The organism is Streptomyces sp. MBT65 (assembly GCF_016612545.1).
Lineage (GTDB): Bacteria > Actinomycetota > Actinomycetes > Streptomycetales > Streptomycetaceae > Streptomyces.
The window spans coordinates 12,204-32,550 of sequence record NZ_JAENRY010000040.1 but is presented as its reverse complement, the minus strand read 5'-3'; the positions used below and the strand labels follow the sequence as shown (position 1 = coordinate 32,550).

Annotated in this window: 17 protein-coding genes and 1 pseudogene; 3 read left to right on the top strand and 15 right to left on the bottom strand. The window is 67.4% G+C overall.

Going from position 1 to position 20,347, the window contains the following annotated elements:
• Nucleotides 1–191: 191 nt before the first annotated feature.
• Complete coding sequence (locus JHN63_RS52590; RefSeq protein WP_234476479.1) at nucleotides 192–1,715, bottom strand: protein kinase; 1,524 nt, start codon at nucleotides 1,713–1,715, stop codon at nucleotides 192–194.
• A 336-nt stretch (nucleotides 1,716–2,051) separates the two neighbouring features.
• Nucleotides 2,052–2,930 (bottom strand): LysR family transcriptional regulator, encoded by an 879-nt coding sequence (locus tag JHN63_RS12110; protein ID WP_200679577.1) that lies wholly within the window; start codon nucleotides 2,928–2,930, stop codon nucleotides 2,052–2,054.
• A 443-nt stretch (nucleotides 2,931–3,373) separates the two neighbouring features.
• Between JHN63_RS12110 and JHN63_RS12105 the strand changes: the two genes are divergently transcribed.
• Nucleotides 3,374–4,645: a CdaR family transcriptional regulator gene (locus tag JHN63_RS12105; protein WP_200679576.1), complete on the top strand. Its 1,272-nt coding sequence runs from the start codon at nucleotides 3,374–3,376 to the stop codon at nucleotides 4,643–4,645.
• A 134-nt stretch (nucleotides 4,646–4,779) separates the two neighbouring features.
• A complete protein-coding gene (locus tag JHN63_RS12100) occupies nucleotides 4,780–5,433 on the top strand; it encodes a response regulator transcription factor (RefSeq protein WP_019070435.1) in 654 nt (217 codons plus the stop codon).
• Nucleotides 5,434–5,471: 38 nt separating this feature from the next.
• Here JHN63_RS12100 and JHN63_RS12095 read toward each other — a convergent pair whose 3' ends face one another.
• From JHN63_RS12095 to JHN63_RS12045, 11 genes are all read right to left on the bottom strand, one after another.
• Nucleotides 5,472–6,032 (bottom strand): hypothetical protein, encoded by a 561-nt coding sequence (locus JHN63_RS12095; protein WP_200679575.1) that lies wholly within the window; start codon nucleotides 6,030–6,032, stop codon nucleotides 5,472–5,474.
• 79 nt (nucleotides 6,033–6,111) lie between these two features.
• The gene (locus tag JHN63_RS12090; protein WP_200679573.1) at nucleotides 6,112–7,374 is read right to left on the bottom strand and encodes an MFS transporter; all 1,263 of its coding nucleotides are present in this window, start codon (nucleotides 7,372–7,374) and stop codon (nucleotides 6,112–6,114) included.
• 263 nt (nucleotides 7,375–7,637) lie between these two features.
• On the bottom strand, nucleotides 7,638–7,874 hold the full coding sequence (locus tag JHN63_RS12085) for a cytochrome C oxidase subunit IV family protein (RefSeq protein ID WP_019070432.1): 237 nt from the start codon (nucleotides 7,872–7,874) through the stop codon (nucleotides 7,638–7,640).
• A 3-nt stretch (nucleotides 7,875–7,877) separates the two neighbouring features.
• Nucleotides 7,878–8,468: a cytochrome c oxidase subunit 3 gene (locus JHN63_RS12080; RefSeq protein ID WP_200679571.1), complete on the bottom strand. Its 591-nt coding sequence runs from the start codon at nucleotides 8,466–8,468 to the stop codon at nucleotides 7,878–7,880.
• Nucleotides 8,465–9,181, bottom strand: coding sequence for a hypothetical protein (locus JHN63_RS12075; protein ID WP_019070430.1), 717 nt, complete (start codon nucleotides 9,179–9,181; stop codon nucleotides 8,465–8,467). Before JHN63_RS12075 ends, JHN63_RS12080 begins: the two co-directional genes overlap by 4 nt.
• 163 nt (nucleotides 9,182–9,344) lie before the next feature.
• A complete protein-coding gene (locus JHN63_RS12070) occupies nucleotides 9,345–10,349 on the bottom strand; it encodes a DUF4331 family protein (protein WP_200679569.1) in 1,005 nt (334 codons plus the stop codon).
• Nucleotides 10,350–10,679: 330 nt separating this feature from the next.
• Nucleotides 10,680–11,618, bottom strand: a complete 939-nt coding sequence (locus JHN63_RS12065; protein WP_200679567.1) for a hypothetical protein — start codon at nucleotides 11,616–11,618, stop codon at nucleotides 10,680–10,682.
• Nucleotides 11,619–11,785: 167 nt separating this feature from the next.
• A complete protein-coding gene (locus JHN63_RS12060; protein ID WP_026178816.1) occupies nucleotides 11,786–12,658 on the bottom strand; it encodes a LysR family transcriptional regulator in 873 nt (290 codons plus the stop codon).
• Nucleotides 12,659–12,922: 264 nt separating this feature from the next.
• Nucleotides 12,923–14,065 (bottom strand): D-alanine--D-alanine ligase family protein, encoded by a 1,143-nt coding sequence (locus JHN63_RS12055; RefSeq protein WP_307781874.1) that lies wholly within the window; start codon nucleotides 14,063–14,065, stop codon nucleotides 12,923–12,925.
• A 103-nt stretch (nucleotides 14,066–14,168) separates the two neighbouring features.
• Nucleotides 14,169–14,951: a M15 family metallopeptidase gene (locus JHN63_RS12050; RefSeq protein WP_200679563.1), complete on the bottom strand. Its 783-nt coding sequence runs from the start codon at nucleotides 14,949–14,951 to the stop codon at nucleotides 14,169–14,171.
• 32 nt (nucleotides 14,952–14,983) lie between these two features.
• A complete protein-coding gene (locus JHN63_RS12045; RefSeq protein WP_200679562.1) occupies nucleotides 14,984–16,126 on the bottom strand; it encodes an MFS transporter in 1,143 nt (380 codons plus the stop codon).
• A gap of 600 nt (nucleotides 16,127–16,726) precedes the next feature.
• On the opposite strand from JHN63_RS12045, the gene JHN63_RS12040 reads away from it, so the two are divergent.
• Entirely contained in the window at nucleotides 16,727–17,476 is a 750-nt protein-coding gene (locus JHN63_RS12040) for a hypothetical protein (RefSeq protein ID WP_200679561.1), read from the top strand.
• Nucleotides 17,477–17,842: 366 nt separating this feature from the next.
• On the opposite strand, the gene JHN63_RS54240 is transcribed toward JHN63_RS12040, so the two are convergent.
• Together JHN63_RS54240 and JHN63_RS52580 are read right to left on the bottom strand one after the other, a co-directional pair.
• Nucleotides 17,843–19,219 (bottom strand): RICIN domain-containing protein, encoded by a 1,377-nt coding sequence (locus JHN63_RS54240; protein WP_200679560.1) that lies wholly within the window; start codon nucleotides 19,217–19,219, stop codon nucleotides 17,843–17,845.
• A gap of 138 nt (nucleotides 19,220–19,357) precedes the next feature.
• A pseudogene (locus JHN63_RS52580) lies at nucleotides 19,358–19,912 on the bottom strand (hypothetical protein); the annotation flags it as partial.
• Between the last annotated feature and the right edge of the window lie 435 nt (nucleotides 19,913–20,347).

Sequence of the window (20,347 nt, the reverse complement as noted above, 5' to 3'; positions counted from 1 at the left end):
GTCCGTATGGGCACGCGAAGGGCACGGAACCTCGGAGGGGCAAAGGGCGGCGCTGCTTACGGTGCGACCGCGCATGGGCTGCGCTGTTCCTGGACCAGGCGTTGAAGTGACGTTGCAGCCGCATACGGCACATCCCTTGCGGTGCGAGGCGATTGCCTCGGCTCGCCCCAGGCATGACGACCGGCACCGGGTCAGTGCCGGGTGTCGGCAGACCAAAGGGTGGTGCCCTGGTAGACCACGCTGACGTCGCCGTCGGTGCCGAAGTACAGGTAGGCGCCGTCGTGCCCGGAAGTGGCGGAGCTCCAGACGCCCCAGGTGTCCTTGTCGTAGACGACGAGGTTGCCGTCGGCCTGCATGATGGCGCGATATCCGGTGCCGGTGGTGCCCGAGGACCAGCGTCGGTGGTGGTCCTCGTCGTAGATGACGAGGTTGCCGTCGGTCTCCATCGTCATGGTCGTCCGGTTGGTCTGCCAGGACTCGCCCGGCATCAACTGCTGGTCATGACGCACGGTCAGCGTCGTCCATACGGGCGGGGTCGATGCCGGCTTGCTCGGGTCCGGGGCTGCGGCCTTGCCCGTAGGACTCGTCGTCTTCGTCGCTTGGGTGCCCAGTCCCGCCGAGGGGCTTGATGGCCGTGTGGCCGACGGTGTGGGTGAAGCCGACGAAGCCGAAACGGCGGGTGCCCGGTGCGGGGACGGTGATGTCGAGGCCGTGGAGGAGTTCGCGTACGGCTCGGCGATCGCTGTGCCGCCGGCCCCCGCGCGGGGTTTCGTGTCGGCGGCGGAGTCCGCTTCGAAGGCCGCGCGTGTGGCCAGCCCCGCGGTCACGAGGACGGCGGTCCCGGCGAGAGCGGCCCCCACTCTCCGTGCGCGGGTGCGCTTGCCGGTTGCGGCGGTTCGGGACAGGCGGCTGCGGGTGGTCGTGGCACCAGCGGCTTCGAGTGCGTCCGCGAACTCGGCGGCATCTGCCCAGCGCCGCTCCCGCTCGGGGTCGAGGGCGCGTCGCGTCACGCGCCGGACTGGCGTCGGCACCTGGGGGTGCGGCGGTCCGGGCCAGTCGAGTTGTTCCGTCGAGCCCGGCAGGGTCCCGGTCAGCAACTCGTAGGTGAGTACGCCCAGACCGTAGACGTCGGCCCGCTCGTCGACATCGACCAACATGTCCTCCGGGACCTGCTCCGGAGCCATGTAGCCGGGCGATCCCACGCCCTGTGTCAGTCCCGCGGACTGCGCCAGACTCTTGGCCAGGCCGAGATCGGCCACCAGCAGCCGCTCACGGCCGCCCGACACCGTCTGGAGCAGGATGTTGGACGGCTTGATGTCACGGTGCACGATGCCGACCGCGTGCAGGTCGGCCACGCCCCGTGCGGCCTGCACCGCGAACCGCAGCGCCTGGTCCACTCCCAGAGGCCCCTGGGCCACGCGGTCGGCCAGGGTTCCCCCGTCGGCGTAGGTCATGACGAAGTACGGCCGCCCGTCCGGCAGTTGACCGATGTCGTACACCTGGACCACACGATCCGACGCGGCCTGGCGCAGCAGCCGGGCCTCGTCCAGGAAACGCTCCCGGAGATCGGCCCGGTGAACCCACTTCTCCGCCATGACCTTCACCGCGACCGGGGCGTCGAGCAGGTCGTCATGGGCGAGCCAGACCAGACCGAAACCTCCGCGGCCAAGAAGGCGCTGCAGGCGGTGACGTCCGACAGTGACGAGTGTTGACATGAGGGCGGAACTCCAGCGCAGTTGCCGTTCGACATTCGACCGGACCAGGAGACGGCGGACTCGGCGCCTGCCCACTGCGCCGCCCGTGAGCGACGTCCGGTGCCGGTCACCCCCTCGCGACGCGGAGACGGTGAGGGCACCTTGCCGCGCGCCCGTCCGAGATGCCGGGTCCCACGACCGCAGATGCCTGTGTGTCAGTCTCGCCGCGTGACACAGCCGTGGGCAACGTGCACAGGACCAGCATGATCTCGATTCTTTGGGCACCGGCACAACGACCTTGCCGGTGGCGTGCGTTCACCGATCACGCGCCCTGTTGTGAGGAACTGGAGCCGGGCGTTACTCCGGGCCCGGGCCGAGCATGCGACGCGAGAGTTCCGCGAACTGGAGCAGCTCGGGCATGGTCCGGTGTTTGGAGTAGGCCAGGGCGACCATGCGCGGAGCGACGCCCTCCAGCGTCAGGTAGACGACGTCGTCACGGTGGTAGAAGCCGGCTGTGCCGGCCGGCATGACATAGCAACCGGACCCGAAGGCGACGGTCTGCAGGCATTCCTCGATCGTCGCCGGGAAGCGTCCGGTGTCCCCCTGCGGCGTCACCGGATCGCGCGGGACACGCCCCCGCCACTCCGGTACGTCCCGCGGGTCCTGCAGCAAGGTCATGTCCCGTAGTTCCTCGACGTGCACCGCCTTGAGTTCCGCGAGGGGATGTTCACTCGACAGCGCCACCACACGGGGCTCCGGGAAGAGGGGGACGACCTCGAACATGCCTTCTGGCAAGGGCAGTCGGACGTAGCAGACGTCGACCCGCCCGTCGAGGAGGAAGTCGACCTGGTCGGTGATCGACGTGTGCACGACATCGATGTCGAGTTGCGGCGCCATGCGTGCGAACTCCCGCACGATGGGGGTGACCGTGACACCCGGCATGAAGCCGATGGTGAACTGGTTCACCTCCCGGTTCGCCGTCCGCACCCGCTGCTGCACCGCCTGCGCCATCGCCAGCATCGGCCGGGCGTCCTCCAGCAACTGGTGCCCCGCCCGCGTGAGTACGGTGCCCTGCCGGTCACGCAGGAAGAGGACCACGTCCAGATCCTCCTCCAGTGCGCGGATCTGACGGCTGAGCGCAGGCTGGGTCATGTAGAGACGGCTCGCCGCCCGCACGAAGCTGCACTCCTCGGCCACGGCCACGAAGTAGCGCATCCGGCGTATGTCGAGGTCCATGAGGCTCATCGTAGCCACGCCCATCACGGCATATGCCGAAACGGCTTCAGAATCGAACAGATAGGCATTGGCGCGGTCGCGCCCGACCGGTCCACCATGGTCAGACCGGTGCGAAGGGCAGCAACAGCCGCTGCTGCCACAGCAGTTGTGCACGACGCCCGGCACGCGAGGACAGCCGGCGAGCGCCGTCGATCGAGCGGGCCTTCGCGTGGCAAACGCGGACACGGCCATACGACCGTCTGCTCGCGGAAGCTCGTTCACGCCTTCGGGCATCGGCCCCACGTCGGGCTTGCGGGGCGGATGTGCCCCACGAAAGGAATCACCATGGGATCGCGCCGGCACCGGGGAAGGGCCACGCCGTCCACCGGGCACACCCCGAGCGCTGTGGCACACGACGTCACCGCGTGGCGCTCGCTCCTCTCCCCGGTTCGTGCCCGTCCGTCATGACCGACAGATCCGAGCACGCCGCCGTCGCGACAGCGGCTTTGCGTGACGTCCTGGAACATCTCGACGCCGATGCCGTGGCCCAGCGCATGGAACCCGTTCTTCGCCATACGCCCGAATACGCGCGCTTGGCGCGCCATTGCGAGGCTTCCGCTCTTCGTGCCTCGCTGCGCCGGCACGTCGGCCTGCTCCTGCACTGGATGGTGAGGGGCACGCCCCCGGACCCGTACGTCCTGTCCGAGATGTACGAGCGGGCGCGGGAGTGCGCCGCCGCCGGACAGCCGCTGGACGGCGGCCTGCTGCTCCAACGCAGGGGCGTGCGCGCCTTCTGGGACGCCGTGCTCGGCCTGGCCACCGAGAGGGAACGCGCGCAGCCGGCGGACTGGACAGACCAGGGGCTGCGTCACCTCGACAGCTACCTCGACATGGTGACGCGGATGTACACGCAGGCATACGAGGACCAGGCCGACCTGCCGTCCGCGCGAGGCGACCGCCGGGCGCACACGGTCTTCGACCGGCTCTGCGCCGACCTGCCCATCACGGTGGAGGACCAAGAACGTGCCGCTCGGCTCGGCTTCGACCTGACACCTCCGTACGTCCCTTTCGTCGTGCTGCTCGACAAGTCCGCCCCCGCCGAGCGCGCCGAACTGGCGGCCCGTCTGCGCGGCGCCGGAGCCCTGGCCTTCGTCGAGGACGCCCGCGTCACCGGACTCACCAGCCTCACGTTCGACTGGTCCGCGTTCGTGGCAGACCAACGGCTGCTCCTGGCACAGGACTTGCCGACCGGCCGGACCGGCCTTCGGACCGCCGTCGACAATCTGCGTCTCCTGGTCGCTGTCGCGTCGCGGTCCAACCGGCGTGGACGGGTCCGGGTCGAGGATTTCCTGCCCCAACTGCTTCTGGCGCACTCTCCCGAACTCGCGGACGCGGTGACCCGCCGGGTCTTCGGCCCGCTGACAGGCGGGGACAACGGCGCACTGACGGCGACTCTCGCCTGCCTGGCCGAGAACCAGTTCGACAACGCCTCCACCACGGCCGCCCTTCATCTGCACCGCAACACCCTGCTGTACCGGATCAGGCAGATCGAGAAGCTCACCGGCCTCGACCTGCAAAGACACAGCGACCGCGCGCTGGTGTGGCTCGCGGTCGTCTGGGCGCAGGTCTCCTCCCGACCGGTCGGATCGCGATCGGTGTCCACCCACTGGCTGTCGGCCGCGCCCAACGGCGCTGACCCGACAGGCACGTTCACTTCAGAAAGCGAGCAGCGATGAGCAGCCACTCGACGGGAGCCCCGGCACGGCTGGTGCCGACGCAGCGCCAGGCCGAAACGGACCGGCGTCCCCCGATCGGCCCGGCAGCCACCGACTCGCCGAGGATCAGACGTCCGCAGAATGCGAGCAGACCGATGCTCCGGCCGCGTGCAGACGTCGTCAGACAGCTGCCCACGACCTCGGTCTCGGTGGCCGTGGACGCCGCGGACCCGGTGACACACGCCGGGTTGGCGGCCGGGCTGAGCCGCGGACCGAAAATGGCGCTCACCACGGTGGCGGAGGCGGACGTCGTGGTGGCCGCGGTCCAGACCGCCGACAACTCCACGCTGGAAGCCCTGCGGAGCCTGCCCATGCCGCCTCCGACACGGATCGTGCTCGTCGTCAGCGACGGCTGGTACGCCGACTTGACGGTGGCGGCCCAGTGCGGAATACGGGCCGTGCTCTGGCGGGCCGAGGCACAGCCGCAGGTCCTGATCCGTGCCGTGCTGGCGGTCGCCGCGGGCGAAGCGCTGTTGCCGTCCGCGGTACAGGGCGAACTGCTCGACCAGGCGGACCGCCTCCAGCGCAATGTGCTGGTACCCAGGGGCCTGACGTCGTCCGGCCTGAGCACCCGGGAGATCGACGTACTCCGCCTGGTGGCGCAGGGCCTGGACCTCGCCGAGGTGGCCGACACGATGTGCTATTCCGAACGCAACATCAAGAAGATCCTCTACGGGGTCATCAACCGTCTCGGACTGCGCAACCGCGTCCACGCCGTCTCCTACGCCATCCGCAACAAACTCATATGAGCCTGCCCAGTGGGCCGTGATGGCCTGTGGAAACAGGTCTACGAGCCCGGATCGGGTGGTGTGATCCCGAGGTCGACGCGCATGATGTGGCGCATTTTCCATAGGGAGTCCCACAGCCGGTTCATGCTCTCCCGGGCGGCTTCGACGCTCTCTCCCGGTTCGGCGATACCTCTGTCAAGCCGCATCAACAGACCGTAGAGATCACCAAAATGACGGTTGGCGGTGCTGGCTGCCGCCATGACGGCGTCAGGCAGGACCATCTGGGCCTCCGCGTGACGCAAGCGATGGTCCCGGCGTGATCGGTCCAGTTCTGCCCGCAGTTCCTCGGTCACCTCGTCCCTGTCCAGAGCATGGACGAGCTTCGTCATCACGTTGACGAAGTCGCGAGTGCCGGCGTTGAGAGCGGCGTAGCAGGTGCGCCGCGTTTCGAGCTGAGTCTGTCGAGTGACGTATTCGCGCTCATCCGCCTGGAGTTGTCTCGCATGCTGCAGCTCACGGTCCCTGGCGCGGTTGGCGCTGCGCTGGGTGAGCAAGGCGGACGCGAGGGTGCCGCCGATCCCCAGAATCACGACCATGATCTGGCTGATTGAGCTACTCATACCGCCCCCGGCTCCGTTCGGCTCGCCGGGACTTTACCCACTCGGGTCAGGCGTGCCGCCCGCCCTGGGGTTCCCCGCGTCATTGCGAGAGAGCGGTGGCGCCTTCCGGCTGCTCGGACGTCTCGCCCTGTCCGCGGAACGACAGCAGGCGTGAGGGAAGAAGCCAGAGGCAGGCAAGGGTTCCGCCGATCGCGCCGACCCACAGCGCCACGGGGATTCCCGCTGTCGCGGCGATGAGGGCACCGGCGACCGAGCCCAGCGGCCGGAGTCCGAAGCTCACGGTCTGGTACGCGCCCCGGGTCTGTGACCGGAGGTGTGGGGGCACCACCAGCGCGAACACGGAGCCGACGGAGATGTCCTGAACGGACTCACCGACGCCCCCCAGCAGTGTCGAGGCCAGGACCAGGGCGAAGACGAGGCTGCCAGTGGCGCCGACGGCGGGGATCACGAGGAGCGGAGCGTGTGACAGCACGCAACCGACCAGGAGCATCCGGCCCAGGCCGATGCGGCGGGCGAGCCGGGAGGCCAGCGCCGCGCCGGCGAGTCCCCCGATGGCCTGCACGCTGAAGACGAACCCGATCTGGGCGCTGGTCAGGGACAGCTTGTGGACGTAGTACCAGACGAGCACCGACAGGAAGAGCATGTTGAAGAAGTTGCCGGTGGCGGTGACCAAGAGGGCGGTTCTGATCAGCGGATTTCGCCGGATGAAGGCCAGACCCGGCCGCCGGTCACGGCTCTGCGTGGAGTCGGGTTCGTGGTGGCGCTCGACCGGGCGCAGCCGGAGGAGGAACAGGGCGGCCGTGACGGCGGTGGCTGCGTCCACTCCTACCGCTGCCGGTACACCCGCGAGCTGGACCAGCAATCCACCGATGGCAGGACCGGTCAGGATCGCGGCGGTCTGGCCTGTGTAGGAGGCCGCCTGCCCTGCCACGTAGAGCTCGGACGGCAGGGTGGTGGCGAACAGGCCGCTCTCGCTGACATTCGACAGCACCGAGCACAGGCCGATGACGGCCAGGACGAAGGCCAGTTGGATGAGCGAGAGCACGCCGAAGGCCGTTGCGATCGGCACGCTGCTCAGGGCGGCGACCCGCAGGAGATTGGCACCGGCCAGGAGTCTGCGGTGGTATCCCGTCCGGTCGGCGTAGGAGCCGGCCGGTATGGCCAGGAACAGGCTCGGGAGCCAGATCACGGCCGACAGAACCGCGCTTTGGACGGCGTCGGCGTCCAGGACCTCGATCGCGGCCAGCGGCAGGGCCACCGAGGAGATGGCATCGCCCAGGGCGGCCAGAGTGGTGGCGGACCAGAGTTTTCTGAATGCGGAATGGCGCAGCGGCGCCGGCATCGTAGGACGTGGGGCCCGCAAGGTGATGGATCCTGTTTCTCGCGATGGTGGATATTGCGCGGAATGCGCGACCGCTCCGGAACCGATGAAAGGGAACCGGAGCGGTCGGTCGATTTACCAGGAGTGCTGCTTCCTCATTTTTTCACCTCCGATTCTCGTCAACTCCCTTCTATTGGGGAGTCGCTGAGGAAATTATTGAGGAATTCGTCGAATATCGCCAATGCCGATGATGTCGCCGCTCATGCCGAATGGGCATTGACCTTTCAGAGGACCAGATAGAGAGTGAGCAAGGTGGTGCCCGTGACCGCGACATAGATCTCGAAGGCGACGCGGAGGGCCGCCGGGGCATTGCGTAGCTCCATGAAGTGCAGGCCGACCAGGCGTACCTTGATCAGCGCGATCGCCACGACCGCGCAGCCGATCGCGGTCGACGTGCTGCCTTCGACGCCCAGCAGCCAGCTCGACAGCGTGGCCAGGACGAGTGCCGGAAAGACCCACATGTGTCACGCCACCAGGTAGAAGAGTGGGAAGAGGACGAGCCAGAGCAGGTCCACCATGTGCCAGTACGCAGCCGCCCCCTCGGCGACCAGCAGGTGGCCCGGGCTCAGGGCCTGCCGACGGGACAGGACGACGAGGACCGCCAGGGCGCCTATCCCGATCGTCAGGTGGGCCAGGTGGATTCCGGTGAAGACGAAGTAGTACATGAAGAAGTCGTTGCTGCTCGGTGTATGCCCGTCGCGAATCACCAGCGCGTATTCACAACCCTTGACGGCGGCGAAGCCGAGCGCGCACAGAAGCGCCCATGGCAGTGTTCGCGCGGGTCTGCCGGATCGCAGCTGTCGCAGCCCGCGGGCCACCAGCGCCGAGGCGGTCAGCAGGAGCAGAGTGTTCAGCAGTCCCAGGTCTGGATGGAGGGCCTGTTGGGAGGCCCGGAACATCCTCGGGTGGCGGCCGTGCAGTACCGCGATGAAGCCGAAGAACACCGAGAACATGATCATGTCGCCGAGGAGGAAGATCCACAGACCCGGCTCGCCAGGGATGTGGCGGTGGTGCGGGGGTGCCGAGTGCTCGGTCTCGGCCGCGGTGGCGGTCATGCCACGGGTTCGAGGACGGCCGGGGCCCGGTCGTCGTCCACCCGGCTCGCGGCCCGCACCATCAGGTACGTCATGACGAGGAACCAGGCGCCGAAGGCACTGGCCGCGACCCAGAACGAGAGGATGCCGTTCCAGGCGAAGGGACCGGTCTTGAAGTAGGTCAGCAGGATGCTCGGCAGGAAGAGGAAGGCCATCCAGAAGTTCAGGTACGCGGCCCAGCGGGGCAGAAGCGGCGTGGGGCGCTTGTCGGCCAGGATCGCCACTCCGACCACGGTGGCCTGTCCGATCGCCGGAAAGGCGTTCATGACCAAGCTGATCCAGCCCAGGTCGTTGAGCGCCATCGTGATGTCGGGCGAACGGTCCGGCCGGTAAGCCGTCGCGGTGAAGATCAGGACCGGTACGAAGATCGCGGCCACATTCGCGGCACCACAGACGAGTTGTATGGCAGCCAACGGCGCCAGCCGCGAGTCGATACGCCGGATCAGACTCGACAGCGCCGCGACGAAGGGGGCGGTCGCCACCGCGCCGACGAGCATGACCACGAGGCCGGTACGGATCGAGTTCGCGTGGTCCGTATAGAAGGCCGCCACCCGCTCCGCCGACCAGTTCGGCGCCATCGGCGGTATCCAGTGGGCGATCAGCAGGGCAGCGAAGAACAGTGCGATGAACAGGTAACCGAAGCTCGCGCAGGCGATCAGGATTCGGCGGGACATGGTGGAATTTCCTCGTTCCGGAAGGGACGGGTACGGAGCGGGTTTCGCCGCTCGGACCTGAGGACGTGGTGAGGCAGCCGGCCCGGCGATCGACTTGGAAAGGGCCGCCGGGCCGGGTGCCATGAGGTTCGGGGCTCGGCGTCCGGCCGATGCCCTGGTTGCATCAGGCCGGTGCGCTCAAGTACGGGAACTCGGCGCGCAGCGTCCCAGTGGCGTAACCGGCGTCCAAGCCCATGGAGACGGGAGCGTTCAGCACGATCTCGAACATCGCTTCGGGAACGGACTCGGTGAGTCCCCTGCCGTTGCGGGCCTTCGCACCGAAGCCGGCTTCGGTGCCCACCTGGTAGTGCAGGACGTCCGGGAAGATGATGTCCCGCGTCGCGGCGCCGTAGCCCTGCGGATCGGAGTGCGTGTCGTTGGCGGACACGAGAGCCGCGACCTTCCGGCGTACGAGGTCTCCGTAGTTGTCGAGGTCGTCCCGCGGATCGGTGGCGTTGTAGTCGTCGAAGCCGGCCTCGGTGACGTCGAACAGCGTGCTGACGAGTGGCTTCGCGCACCGGTTGATCTGCAGCCAGCCACCGTGGTGGTCGTCCAGCGCGGTGGTGGTCCAGAGACCGATCGTGTCCGATCCGACGAGGTCGTCAGGTACTTCGAGGACGATGGCGGTCACGTTGGTGCCGGCGAACAGGTTCGAGGCCCGCTGCGGGTCGAACGCGGAGAGGTCCACCGCTTCGCCGTTCCGGAGCGCGGTCACGACCGCCGTGATGACGGTGCCGTCGAGGTAGAACGGGTCTCCGGCCCGGCCGACGAAGGCTTTGAGGCCATCGGGCGTGGTGACGATCTCCTCCGTACTGCCGGTCGCCACGGGAGTCCCCGGGGCGTTGCGGTCGGCGGCCTCGGCACCAGTCAGCCGGTCGAGCACCCAAGCCTGCCGACCGTCGGGTTCGGGCGCGAGGAATCTGAACCGGAACGTCAGATCCTGCACGGCGTCGTTGTCGGTGTCGATGTGGAACTCGTACAGCGCCTCGGGGTGGAAGCCCTTGTCGGCCGACACCGGGTTGGTGTTCATGACGAAGACGGTGCCGTTGCGCCCTTTGAACAGGTAGACATCGCTGATGTCCAGACGAGGGTCCTGTTTCGCGGCGGCTGAATCCTGGTGGTGGGACATCGAGGGGCCTTTCGTGAGGGATGGGCAGGGCAAGGCATGGCGATGCCTCGCCGACTGGGAGTTGGTGTGCCGTCGTTGACGCGCGCTCCGTCTGAGCGGCTCCGGCTCGACGATCGCTGCGCTCAGGCGCGCAGGGTCCTCGCCACGCAGTGCGTTACCGCAGCCGCGCCGGGACCCCGAGGTCGAAGTGGGGCACGTCGAACATCCTGGCCCGGGCCGATCACGCGGCGCCAATGCCTATCCGGGGGTTCGGCATGCCGGTCCGGCATCAACCCTCTTGCGGGCACGTGGAGTTGCCGACGAGGTTCGCGATTTTGGGATGGATCACGGTCAGGGCGCTACGCCCCGGTTGTGCCAGCTGAGCGCATACGCGGCCTGGCGGGCACGCATCAACTCTCCGAGGGGCCGATGCTCGGTGGCCGCGATCCACGGGTTGAAGCTGCTCTTCTCGATGGTCTCGGCCAACGCCTCGTCAGGTGCTTGCCGAGGAAGGCGCAGGCACGCCACGGTGAGCCACGGCGCGTCCCAGCGGACCGAGGAGTCCTCGATCGGCGTGCGCCGCTCGTCCTCGAAGAACTGGGCTTGGAAGAGGAACTCCAGGTCGTCGTCGGCGAGTCGCCCGAAGATGTCGGCGGCGAGATCCTTGCGTGCTTCTTTGTTGACCGCTGTCGAGGCGGCGCACAGCTTCAACCGCGCGGCGTAGTCGCCGAACGTGATGGGCATGATGCTGAAGAAGTCATGCGTGGCGAATCCGCTGAACGGTTTCGCCATGTCCCGGAAGTTCACGACAGCGCTGCGTGTGAGCTGCGGCTTCGTAGCGACCTTTCGAAGCGCGGCGCCGGGCGCACTCGTGGAGAGATCGACGATCCCGACGACGTCCGCACTACCGCTGACCTTCAGGGTCTCCTGACTGACCAGGGTGAAGTTCTGCTCGACGCCGGTGGACGACGGCGTAGAGGCGCCGAGCACCTTGATCGCGAAACCGCGGATGTCCGGAGCCCGGTCGAGGGAGAAGTTTCCATTGGACAGCCGAACATGTGCTTCAAAGGCAGAAGGAGTGGCAAAAATCCCTTGCCGCGCATATTCGGGAAGATCTCCTTCCACCGCGAGGACAGCCTTCAGGGCGGCCACTCCGTTGCGATGCAGAGCTCTCCCGTGGCCCTGCTTCTTCAGACGTTTGCGTTGCAGTTCAGTGAAAACGCGCGCCTGGTCGGCGTGCCGGGTGCTCTCGTCGGGCAGAAAGACTTCGCGCCATTCAGTGCTCGGCATATGAAAACCTTCTCGATGTTCGGGCCCTCCGTCGGGCAGAGGGTTACGCCTTCAACCGAGCCTTGCGGCCCACGACTTGTCACGCCAATGCCGATTGCCCGAACCGTCATGCCGATCGGGCATGACGCCTGGAAGCCCCAAGTCATGCCTGTCGGCCGTTGACGCTTCTACGTCGAACCGAGCGCCGCGATCACGATCTTGGCGAACTGGTCGATGGACGGCATCTTCCGGTTCTTGGCGTACGCCAGCGCCACCATGCGCGGGGCGACCCCCGCGAGCTGGACGTAGCGGATGTCGGGGCGACGGTAGAAATCGGCGAGGCCGGCCGGGACGACGATGAACCCGGTGCCGGACGCGACAGCTTCCAGGCTCTCCTCGATCGAGGTGGGCCGGTCGGCTTCCCGACGGTCGCGCACCGCTGCCGCGTGGAAGCCGGTTCCACGCCACTCCGGTACGTCATCGGAGTCCTGCAGCAAGCGGTACGGCGTCAGCTCCGCGATGTCGACGATCTGCGCCTGCGCCAGCGGATGTTCGTCGGAGAGTGCCGCGACGCGCGGTTCGGGGAACAGGGGAACAATCTCGAAGGTGTCGACCGGCAGCGGCAGCCGGACGAAGCAGACGTCGACACGGCCGTCGAGCAGATAGTCGACCTGGTCGGTGGGCGCCGTGTGCAGCACCTGCACATTGACCTCCGGCGCCAGCGCCCGGAACTGCCTGACGATCGGCGTGACTATGACCCCTGGCATGAAACCGATGGTGAAGTGGTGCCCCTCACGGCTGGCGAGGCGGACCCGCCGCTGTAAAGCCAGCGATGCCGCGAGCAGTGGCCGTGCGTCCTCCAGCAGCTGACCACCGGCCGGTGTGAGCGCCGTACCCAGCGGACCGCGCTGGAGCAACGACGCTCCAAGATCGTCCTCAAGGGCGCGGATCTGCCGACTCAGCGCGGGCTGCGTCATGTTCAGGCGTTCGGCGCCACGCACAAAGCTGAGCTCTTCGGCAACCGTAACGAAATAGCGGAGACGCCGGAGATCGATATCCATGACGGCCATGTTAGCCACGCTGCTTTTCCTGTCGAACTGCCTGCCGGAAAAACTCCTTGGGCTTTGGTGATGCCCAACCGGCATAACTTCTTCGCGAAACGGCATTGGCACCACTCGGCATCCACGGCCATGATTGGCTGACATAAAGTGGCCACCGAAGTCTCCGGTGACGTCCATTCAAACCGGACTCCTTCAGCACGAAAGACCAGGCGAATAGTCGGCCCGGTACAGCCGGTACTCCCATTGCGGGCTGGGAGCCTCCGATCATCTGAGGCCGGTGGACCGCCGCAGCGCCGCCTGGAGCAGACGGTCCACCAGGTCTTCGTACCCGATGCCGCTGGCCTGCCACATCTGCGGGTACATCGAGACGGGGGTGAAACCGGGCATGGTGTTGATCTCGTTGATCACGAATTGTCCGTCCTCGGTGAGGAAGAAGTCCGCGCGGACCAGGCCCTCGCAGGAAGCCGCCTCGAACGCCTTGAGTGCCAGTCGGCGCACCTCATGGGTCTGGCTGTCGGTCAGTGCCGCGGGCACCACTCCGGGGGTGGAATCGAGGTACTTCGCCTCGAAGTCGTAGTACGCGTGTGCGTCGGGCACCGGGATCTCGGCCGGCACGCTGGCCCGCGGTCCATCGGGGAATTCGAGCACGCCGCACTCGATTTCGCGGCCCTGCACCAGGGCCTCCACGATGATCTTCGCGTCGTGTCGGTGCGCCTCCGCGATCGCGTCCTCCAGCCCCTCCCTGCCGTCGACCCGGGTGATACCGATCGAAGAGCCGGCGCGTGCGGGTTTCACGAACAGCGGCCAGCCGTACGCGTCGGCGAAGCCACTGATCCGCGCGCGGGCGCCCGCCGCGTCGGAGTGCCACTCGCGGGGCCTGATCACCAAGTACGGCCCGACCGCCAGACCGAACGCGCTGAACACCCTCTTCATGTACTCCTTGTCCTGGCCGATTGCCGAGGCGAGAACGCCCGCGCCGACGTAGGGGATGCCGGACAGCTCCAGCAGGCCCTGCACAGTGCCGTCCTCGCCGTACTGTCCATGGAGTACGGGGAAGACCACGTCCGCTTCGCCGAGGACCTTCGGCGCCGCGCCGCGTTCGCCGCGGACGACGGTCCGATCGGTCGGGTCGACGGAGACCACGATGTTGCCCCGGTCCGTGTCCGCGAGCTGCTCGACCGTGGGCTGCCGCCGGTCGACCATCACCATGCGCCCAGGATCGTCCGACGTCAGGACCCACCGGCCGTCCCGGGTGATGCCGACAGGCAGGACGTCGTACTTCGTCCGGTCGATGGCTCGCAGTACGGCCCCTGCGGTCACGACGGAGACGCCGTGCTCGGAGCTCCGGCCACCGAAGAGAAGTATCACCAGCGGCCTGCGGCGGGATCCGACGGAGGGGAGGCGGATCGTTCGGTCATGGTTTCTGCTTCCTTCGCTGAGCGGCGCCGCCCTCCCGGTCGGAAGGACGGCGCCGCACGTCGGTGGACCGAAAAAGGTCTCGGTTGTCCGGTCAGCCGGTCAGTGAGGATCGGGAGACGGGGAAGTCGAAGTAGGTGGACGGGTAGGGCTCGGCGGCGAAGGTGAAGTGCCACCATTCCTCGGCGAGATTCACGAATCCGAGTGACTCCAGCTCGTCCTTGAGCAGCAGTCTGTTGCTGTGCTGGACTCCCACGATGCGCGGGTCGAGGGTGTGCGCGAGCGTGTCGAAGCAGTCGTATCCGGTGCCCATGTCGATCGAGTTGTCCGGGAACCTCTGCGCGGCCGGCGCGTAGCACGGCTCAAGCTTTTCTCCGGGGACGTAAGGACGCGTCGGGTGGGCCGGCAGCTTCACGAGCGTGAGGTCGATCGTGCTGCCGCGACTGTGTCCCGATTTCGCCGCGATGTACCCGTCGGTGAATAGGTTGGCCTTGTCCACCTGCGGATAGAACTCGTCCTTCATCGTCAGGTCGGTCAGGTCCTGCGCCCAGTCGACGAACTGGTCCACCGCGCGCTGCGGCCGGTAGCAGTCGTAGACCTTCAGCGTGTAGCCCTGCGCCAGGAAGTGGCGCTCGGCCTTCGCCAGGGCCTGCGCCGTCGGGGCGGTGACGATGCACAGCGGTTCGACATAGCCGTTTATCGGCGTGCCGATGAAATTGTGGGGGGTGGCGTAGCGGATTTCCTGCAGAATCGCGGGGGCCACGTCGTGGAGCGCCACGAAATCGGCGGGCGCCTTACTGTCCGTGTCGGCAGCCTGTGCGGTGACCGAGGTGCTCGCAACTGTGCCGAGGACGGTCGCCAGAAATGCCAGCAGCATGGGTGCGCGTCTGCGCGCGTTTTTGATTTTCACTATGCCGTACCCCTACTTGATATATGGGCGGAGAATTTCCCCAGACCCGCGAACGGCGTCAGCGAGAGCGCCATGACGAAAATACCGAAGAACAAGGTGCAGTGCAGGAGACCGTATTCGCCGACGAGTAAACCCGTGACCAGTACCGGAACGCACATCGACGTATAAGTGATCGTGTAGATGGCGGCCATCAGGCCCGCCCGTTCCGTCGCGAGGACGTTCGCCGTCACCAGACGGACGCCGCCCTGGAACGCCGGGCCGAATCCCGCACCGGCCACCGCGGTCCCCACGTACAGAGCTGTGGAGGAGTCGCGGTGCGCGGCCAGCAGCGTGACGGCCACCCCCGTCGTCAGAAGCAGGGAGCCGCCCAAAGCCGTCCGGCCGGCGTCCGTATGTCGGGTCAGCAGCACTGCGGGCACCGCACTGGCGGTCAGCAGGGACACGATCAGGCCGTCGGCGGTCGACGACGCCGATCCGGTGATGCCCTGGACCAGATCGGGTCCGAGGGACAGATAGAAACCGCCCAGGGCCCAGACAGCCACGAACACGGGTGCGGTGACAAGGAGGGCTCGGCGGCTGGACCGGGGAGCGCGGATCCGCGGTCGCACCGAAAGCCAGGCTCCCGGGCTCGGCAGCCTCGATTCCGGGAGGAAGGCCAAACCCAGCATCTGGACGGCCAGCGCGCTGAACAGCAGCGTGTACACGCTGCCGAGGTGAGCCGGAATCAGGTCCATGAGCAGGCTCGTACCGAGCGTCCCCGACGCCATGCCGATGAGCGGAGCGACGCTGACGAACAGGGGCCCCCACCGTTTGGTCACGTCGAGCAGGGCGGCACCCAGCGCACTCGTCGCGGCACCCGTGGCCAGCCCCTGGAGCGTCCGGGCGAGGATCAGCGAGGCCACACCGCCGGCCTGCAGGAAGAGCAGCATGGACAGTGCTTCGAGGGCGAGAGCGACGCCGATGACCGGCCGCCGGCCGACATGATCGGAGAGCGCCCCGACGGTCAGGAGCGCGACCAGGACGCTCAGGCAGTACACGCCGTAGACCACGGTGACCGTGCCGGAGGAGAGGTGCCAACTCGCCTGGTAGACGCGGTAGAGCGGAGTGGGCGCACTGGAGGCGGCAAGGAACGTCGTCAGCACGGCGGATAAGAAGACAGCCGACCTTCGGTGAGAAACCGCATGGTCGGCCCGCCTGCCGGGCCGCCTGTCCCTTGCCTCGGACTGGACATGAAGCTCTTCGAGTATCGTTGTTCGGCTCTCTGTACGGGAAGGGCGGAACGGGAAGGGCGAGCGGCAACCCACAGGGCGCACGTCACTTGGCCTTTCGACAGGCCGCGCTCTCCATGACTCCGACGCCGAAGGCGACTCGACGGGCATCGGCGCGGCCTCCCACCGAGGGGGACCGGGGGAGGCCGACGTGGACCAACGTAGGGGTCCGGGTGACGTGTTCACGGCTGCCGTGGCGCATCGGGTACCAACAGGACCTCGACAGGGGCCGAACAGACACTGCGGCACGGCAGTTGTGCGAATGGCGTGTCGGGGAGCTGGGCACATGCCGATCCGGCATCAGAACGGCCCGAGTCGGTATCGGCGATATCGGCGGAGCCTGACCGAGAATCGGCGGGCGGGGCGGGTCCGCCTCTGTCGCCCGCCGACCCGCTGACGTCCGAGAGGGCCGGCCTTCGCCAACGCCTCCAGCCCAGGTCCAGGCTCCGCAACCCCGGAGGGCGAACGTCGAACATGACCGACCTCAGCATCGGCCACGGTCCCATCGGCCTCATAGAAGAGGAGGAAGTCACCTATCCGGTGAGCACCGTGCTCACGCTTCAGCGCGAGCGGACGGCGTCCTTGCTCCGCGCCCTGCGCAGTCAGCATGTGCTGCCCGCCCGGACTCATAACTGGGGCTCCGAGCGGGCTTACGGCGCGCTGCTGCACGAGGCCGGCACTCGCCTCGCCGTCCTGGACGTACCCGGGGCGCAGTGGAGCGACGGTCTTGAGCAACGTGTGCGCGCGCTCAGCAACATCTCATCCGTGGTCGTGCTCGTACCCGATCACACGGATTCCGTAGGGCTTCTCCTGGCGGGCGCCGCCAACGTCCTCCTCCGCGACTCGCCGCCCAGGGAACTCGCGAGCAGAATCACCGCGGAGCGGCGATGGCTGGACATGAGACCCACGCGGCAGCGGCAAGCCGAGGATTCGCCAGCGTTCCGTGAGGTCGGCCTCCAACAGCACTCCCAGCAGGTGCTGTTCGAGGTCCTCTGTTCCGCCTCGCGGCCCTGGTGCTGCCACGACCTGTGCCTGCTGCTCGGTACCGCCGGGGAACCGATGAGCCGCCGAGCGCTGCACGGCAGGATCGTACGGCTCGACGAGCGCCTCGCACGGCGTGGACTGTCGGTCGACTGCACGACCCAATGGGGGCGCACGACGTTCATGGGCGTCGTCGAAAAGACCCGGGAAACGCCTGGGCCGGCGAAGCGCGGCAGGCACTGAAGTGACGACTGAACGGCTCCTACGGACCCGGAGCTCGATGCGACAGCCCGGACCGCCCACTGCCGACCGAGGCGAACAGACCGACGGAGAGACGAAACATGGACGAGCGAGCGGCGACTTCCGGCGAAGACACGGAACCGGAGGAGTCGGAGGAGGCGGTCCGGGCCGCGCTTCTGGACGCCTGGAGGGCAGGGGGCGGCGGAAGAGACGGACGGGAGGCGGGAACATCGTCGCGTCCGGTGCCATGGGCCCTCGCGCGCTCTTGTCCGAGCAGGTCCGGCCCCCACCGGAGACTTCGAGGGATCCCACCACAGGGCGGCCTACCGGGTGCGTGAGCACGCTTCGGCAGGCCGCCTCGACGCAGTGTCAGGTGGGCAGGTTCCACCTCTGGTTGACGGCACCGGTGCAGCTCGCGATCTGGAGCTGCGTGCCGGCGGTGGTGTAATTCGCGGTGGCATCAAGGCACTTGCCGGACTGCGGGTTGTAGATCGTGCCGTCGGCGCGCGTCTGCCAGGTCCCGCCGCCGGAGCCGTCGCAGTCGTCCAGCTCCACGGCGGTGCCGTCGGCCGTGCCTCCGCCCTTGACGGCCATGCACTTGTTCTCCACCGTCAGCGTGCCGTTGAGGTTCAGCGTCCACTGCTGCGAGTTCGTGTCGTTGCACCAATACAGCTGGATCGGGTTGCCGTTCGTGGTGTTCCCCGAGCGGTTGTCCACACACATCCCGGCGGAGTTGCTGATGGGGCCCGTCGGGTTCTTCTCGTTGGTCAAGGAGAACCCGCTGTTCGCCGTCAGCACCGCGTAGGACAGATCCGAGCAACCGAGGTCGGACGACTTCACGGTGGTCGGCACGGTCGAGTTGGCCGCTGTGGCTGCCGTCCAGCCGCCGCCGTAGGAGGACTGGTACTGGAGTCCCGTGGTCTGGTACGCCGCGCCCTTGGTCTCCGCGCAGTACTGGCCCTCACCGGTCGTGGGGTCGTAGTTCGTGTAGACCTCCATCATGTCCCAGCCGCCGCCGGAACTGCCGAGCTTGCTGGTGTTCGCGCTCTGGAAGAAGGGCTCCCAGGCGTGCGTGTCGTAGTTGTAGAGGTACGAGGTCCACTCGTTGGTCGTCGCATTGGTCTGGATGTCCTGGACCGAGTACGACGGCCGGCCGTTCACCTTCTTGGTGTAGGTGTCCAGGAAGGCGGAGTCGGCGACCGTGGTCTTCGCCCAGCCCGGGGCTGCCGCACACCAGTCCCACGCGCCGACCCAGATCGAGCTGCGGAAGTAGATCGTGGTCATCTCGATGCAGCTTGCGTAACTCGGGTCCAGGGTCGGCGCGTAGACCGTGTCGTCGCCGGTGACCGGGGCCGAGAGGTTCACGCTGTGCGTGGCCTGCGCTCCGTGCATGGTTCCGCTGGTCGGGGAGACGCCCCAGGAGGCGTGGAACTTCCCCGTCCAGGAGGACAGGGCGCTCGTGGTGGCATCCGCGGCGTTCGGCGCGTCCTCGGCGACGCCGACCGAGCCGACGTGCCCGGCGAAGTTGAGCTCGTAGAACCGCCGGGAGACCTCGGCAGGCAGTTCCTTCCGAACCGCCGACCCCGTCTTGCCGGGGACCACGTGCTCGCTGTGCAGGGCACCGGGCGCGGGTGAGCCGGAGTCCGGCTGGGCGGGAGCGGCTGCTTCGGAAGCAGGTGATCCGGTGGTCAGCGCCAGCATGGCGACGACTCCGACCAGGGCAGAGCCCAGCTTGTGTATGCGCACTACTTGTCCTATCTGGATGTACACATGACGGCGCCCGAGAACGGGGTGTGCCGTGACCGTTGTGGCCGGCCCGGCGGTCCGCCGCTCAGCCGAACAGGGCCGAGATGGTGACGGGGGAAGACGAGGGCTGCCCACCGCTCAGTGCTCGTGCACCTCGTTCGTCGCCTCGATCTGCTTCCACGACTTGGGCCGAACCGGAAGGGAAGACCTGCCGACCGCGGCGGGCACCGCCGGCTTGGCCAGCTTGAAGAGCCATGTGTCGAACAGCGCGCCCAGCTCCCTGCGGGACACCTTCTTGGCGTACCGCTGGAAGGTCCACGACCGACGCGTTGCTGTAGGTGTGCTTCTGCGGCCCCCCTCGGGGGGCTGTAGAAGGGCCGGGTCCGGGTCTCCAGCGCGAAACCGGTGGGCACGTCCGGCACATGGCCGCCGAGCGCGTCGTACGGATGGGGAACCATCACCACGCCGACTCCGGCTCGTTGGCCGTGACCGCGCCGTCCGCCGTGTGCAGCCAGGCGGTGAATCCGTATGCGTGCTTCGACGCGGGTGTCTCGCTGTAGCGCACTACGACGGTGATGTCCGCGCCCTGGTCCAACCCCGTCCTGGGAGTCCCCGCCAACTCGTCCGTGCCGACTGGTACTTCAGCCGCAGGTCGTAATGGGAGACGTCGTATCCACCGTTGCTGTGGGGCGGTGGCGAGCGCGCTCGGAGCGATGAGTCCGTAGTGCACTGAGGCTCCAAGTCATGGATGAACGGCAGGGGTTCGAACCCTGTGACATCAGCTGTCGGCGTGCTGACGTCACAGGCTTCACATGATCGTCGGCCGGTCACCGGGACGACCGCAGTCCTGTGGCGACCGTGCCCGTTCGTACCCGTCGCAGTGCCTCATTCTCTGTATTTCCGCGCACTTAAAACGTCAGGAATTCGGTGCTGGAAATGTCGTTCGCCGGCTCATGCCGGATCGACATGGACGGGAGCGGGATTGGCATTAGCGTTCCGTCGAAGCGACCGCCATAGTTGATTTGGCGAAGCGCCGCAGGCCGCAAGAGAAAAGGTTTCCGTGTTCATGCGGACCATGGCGCTTCCTCTGCCGATTCGGCTGGACAACTTCGAGAGGAATAACAACAA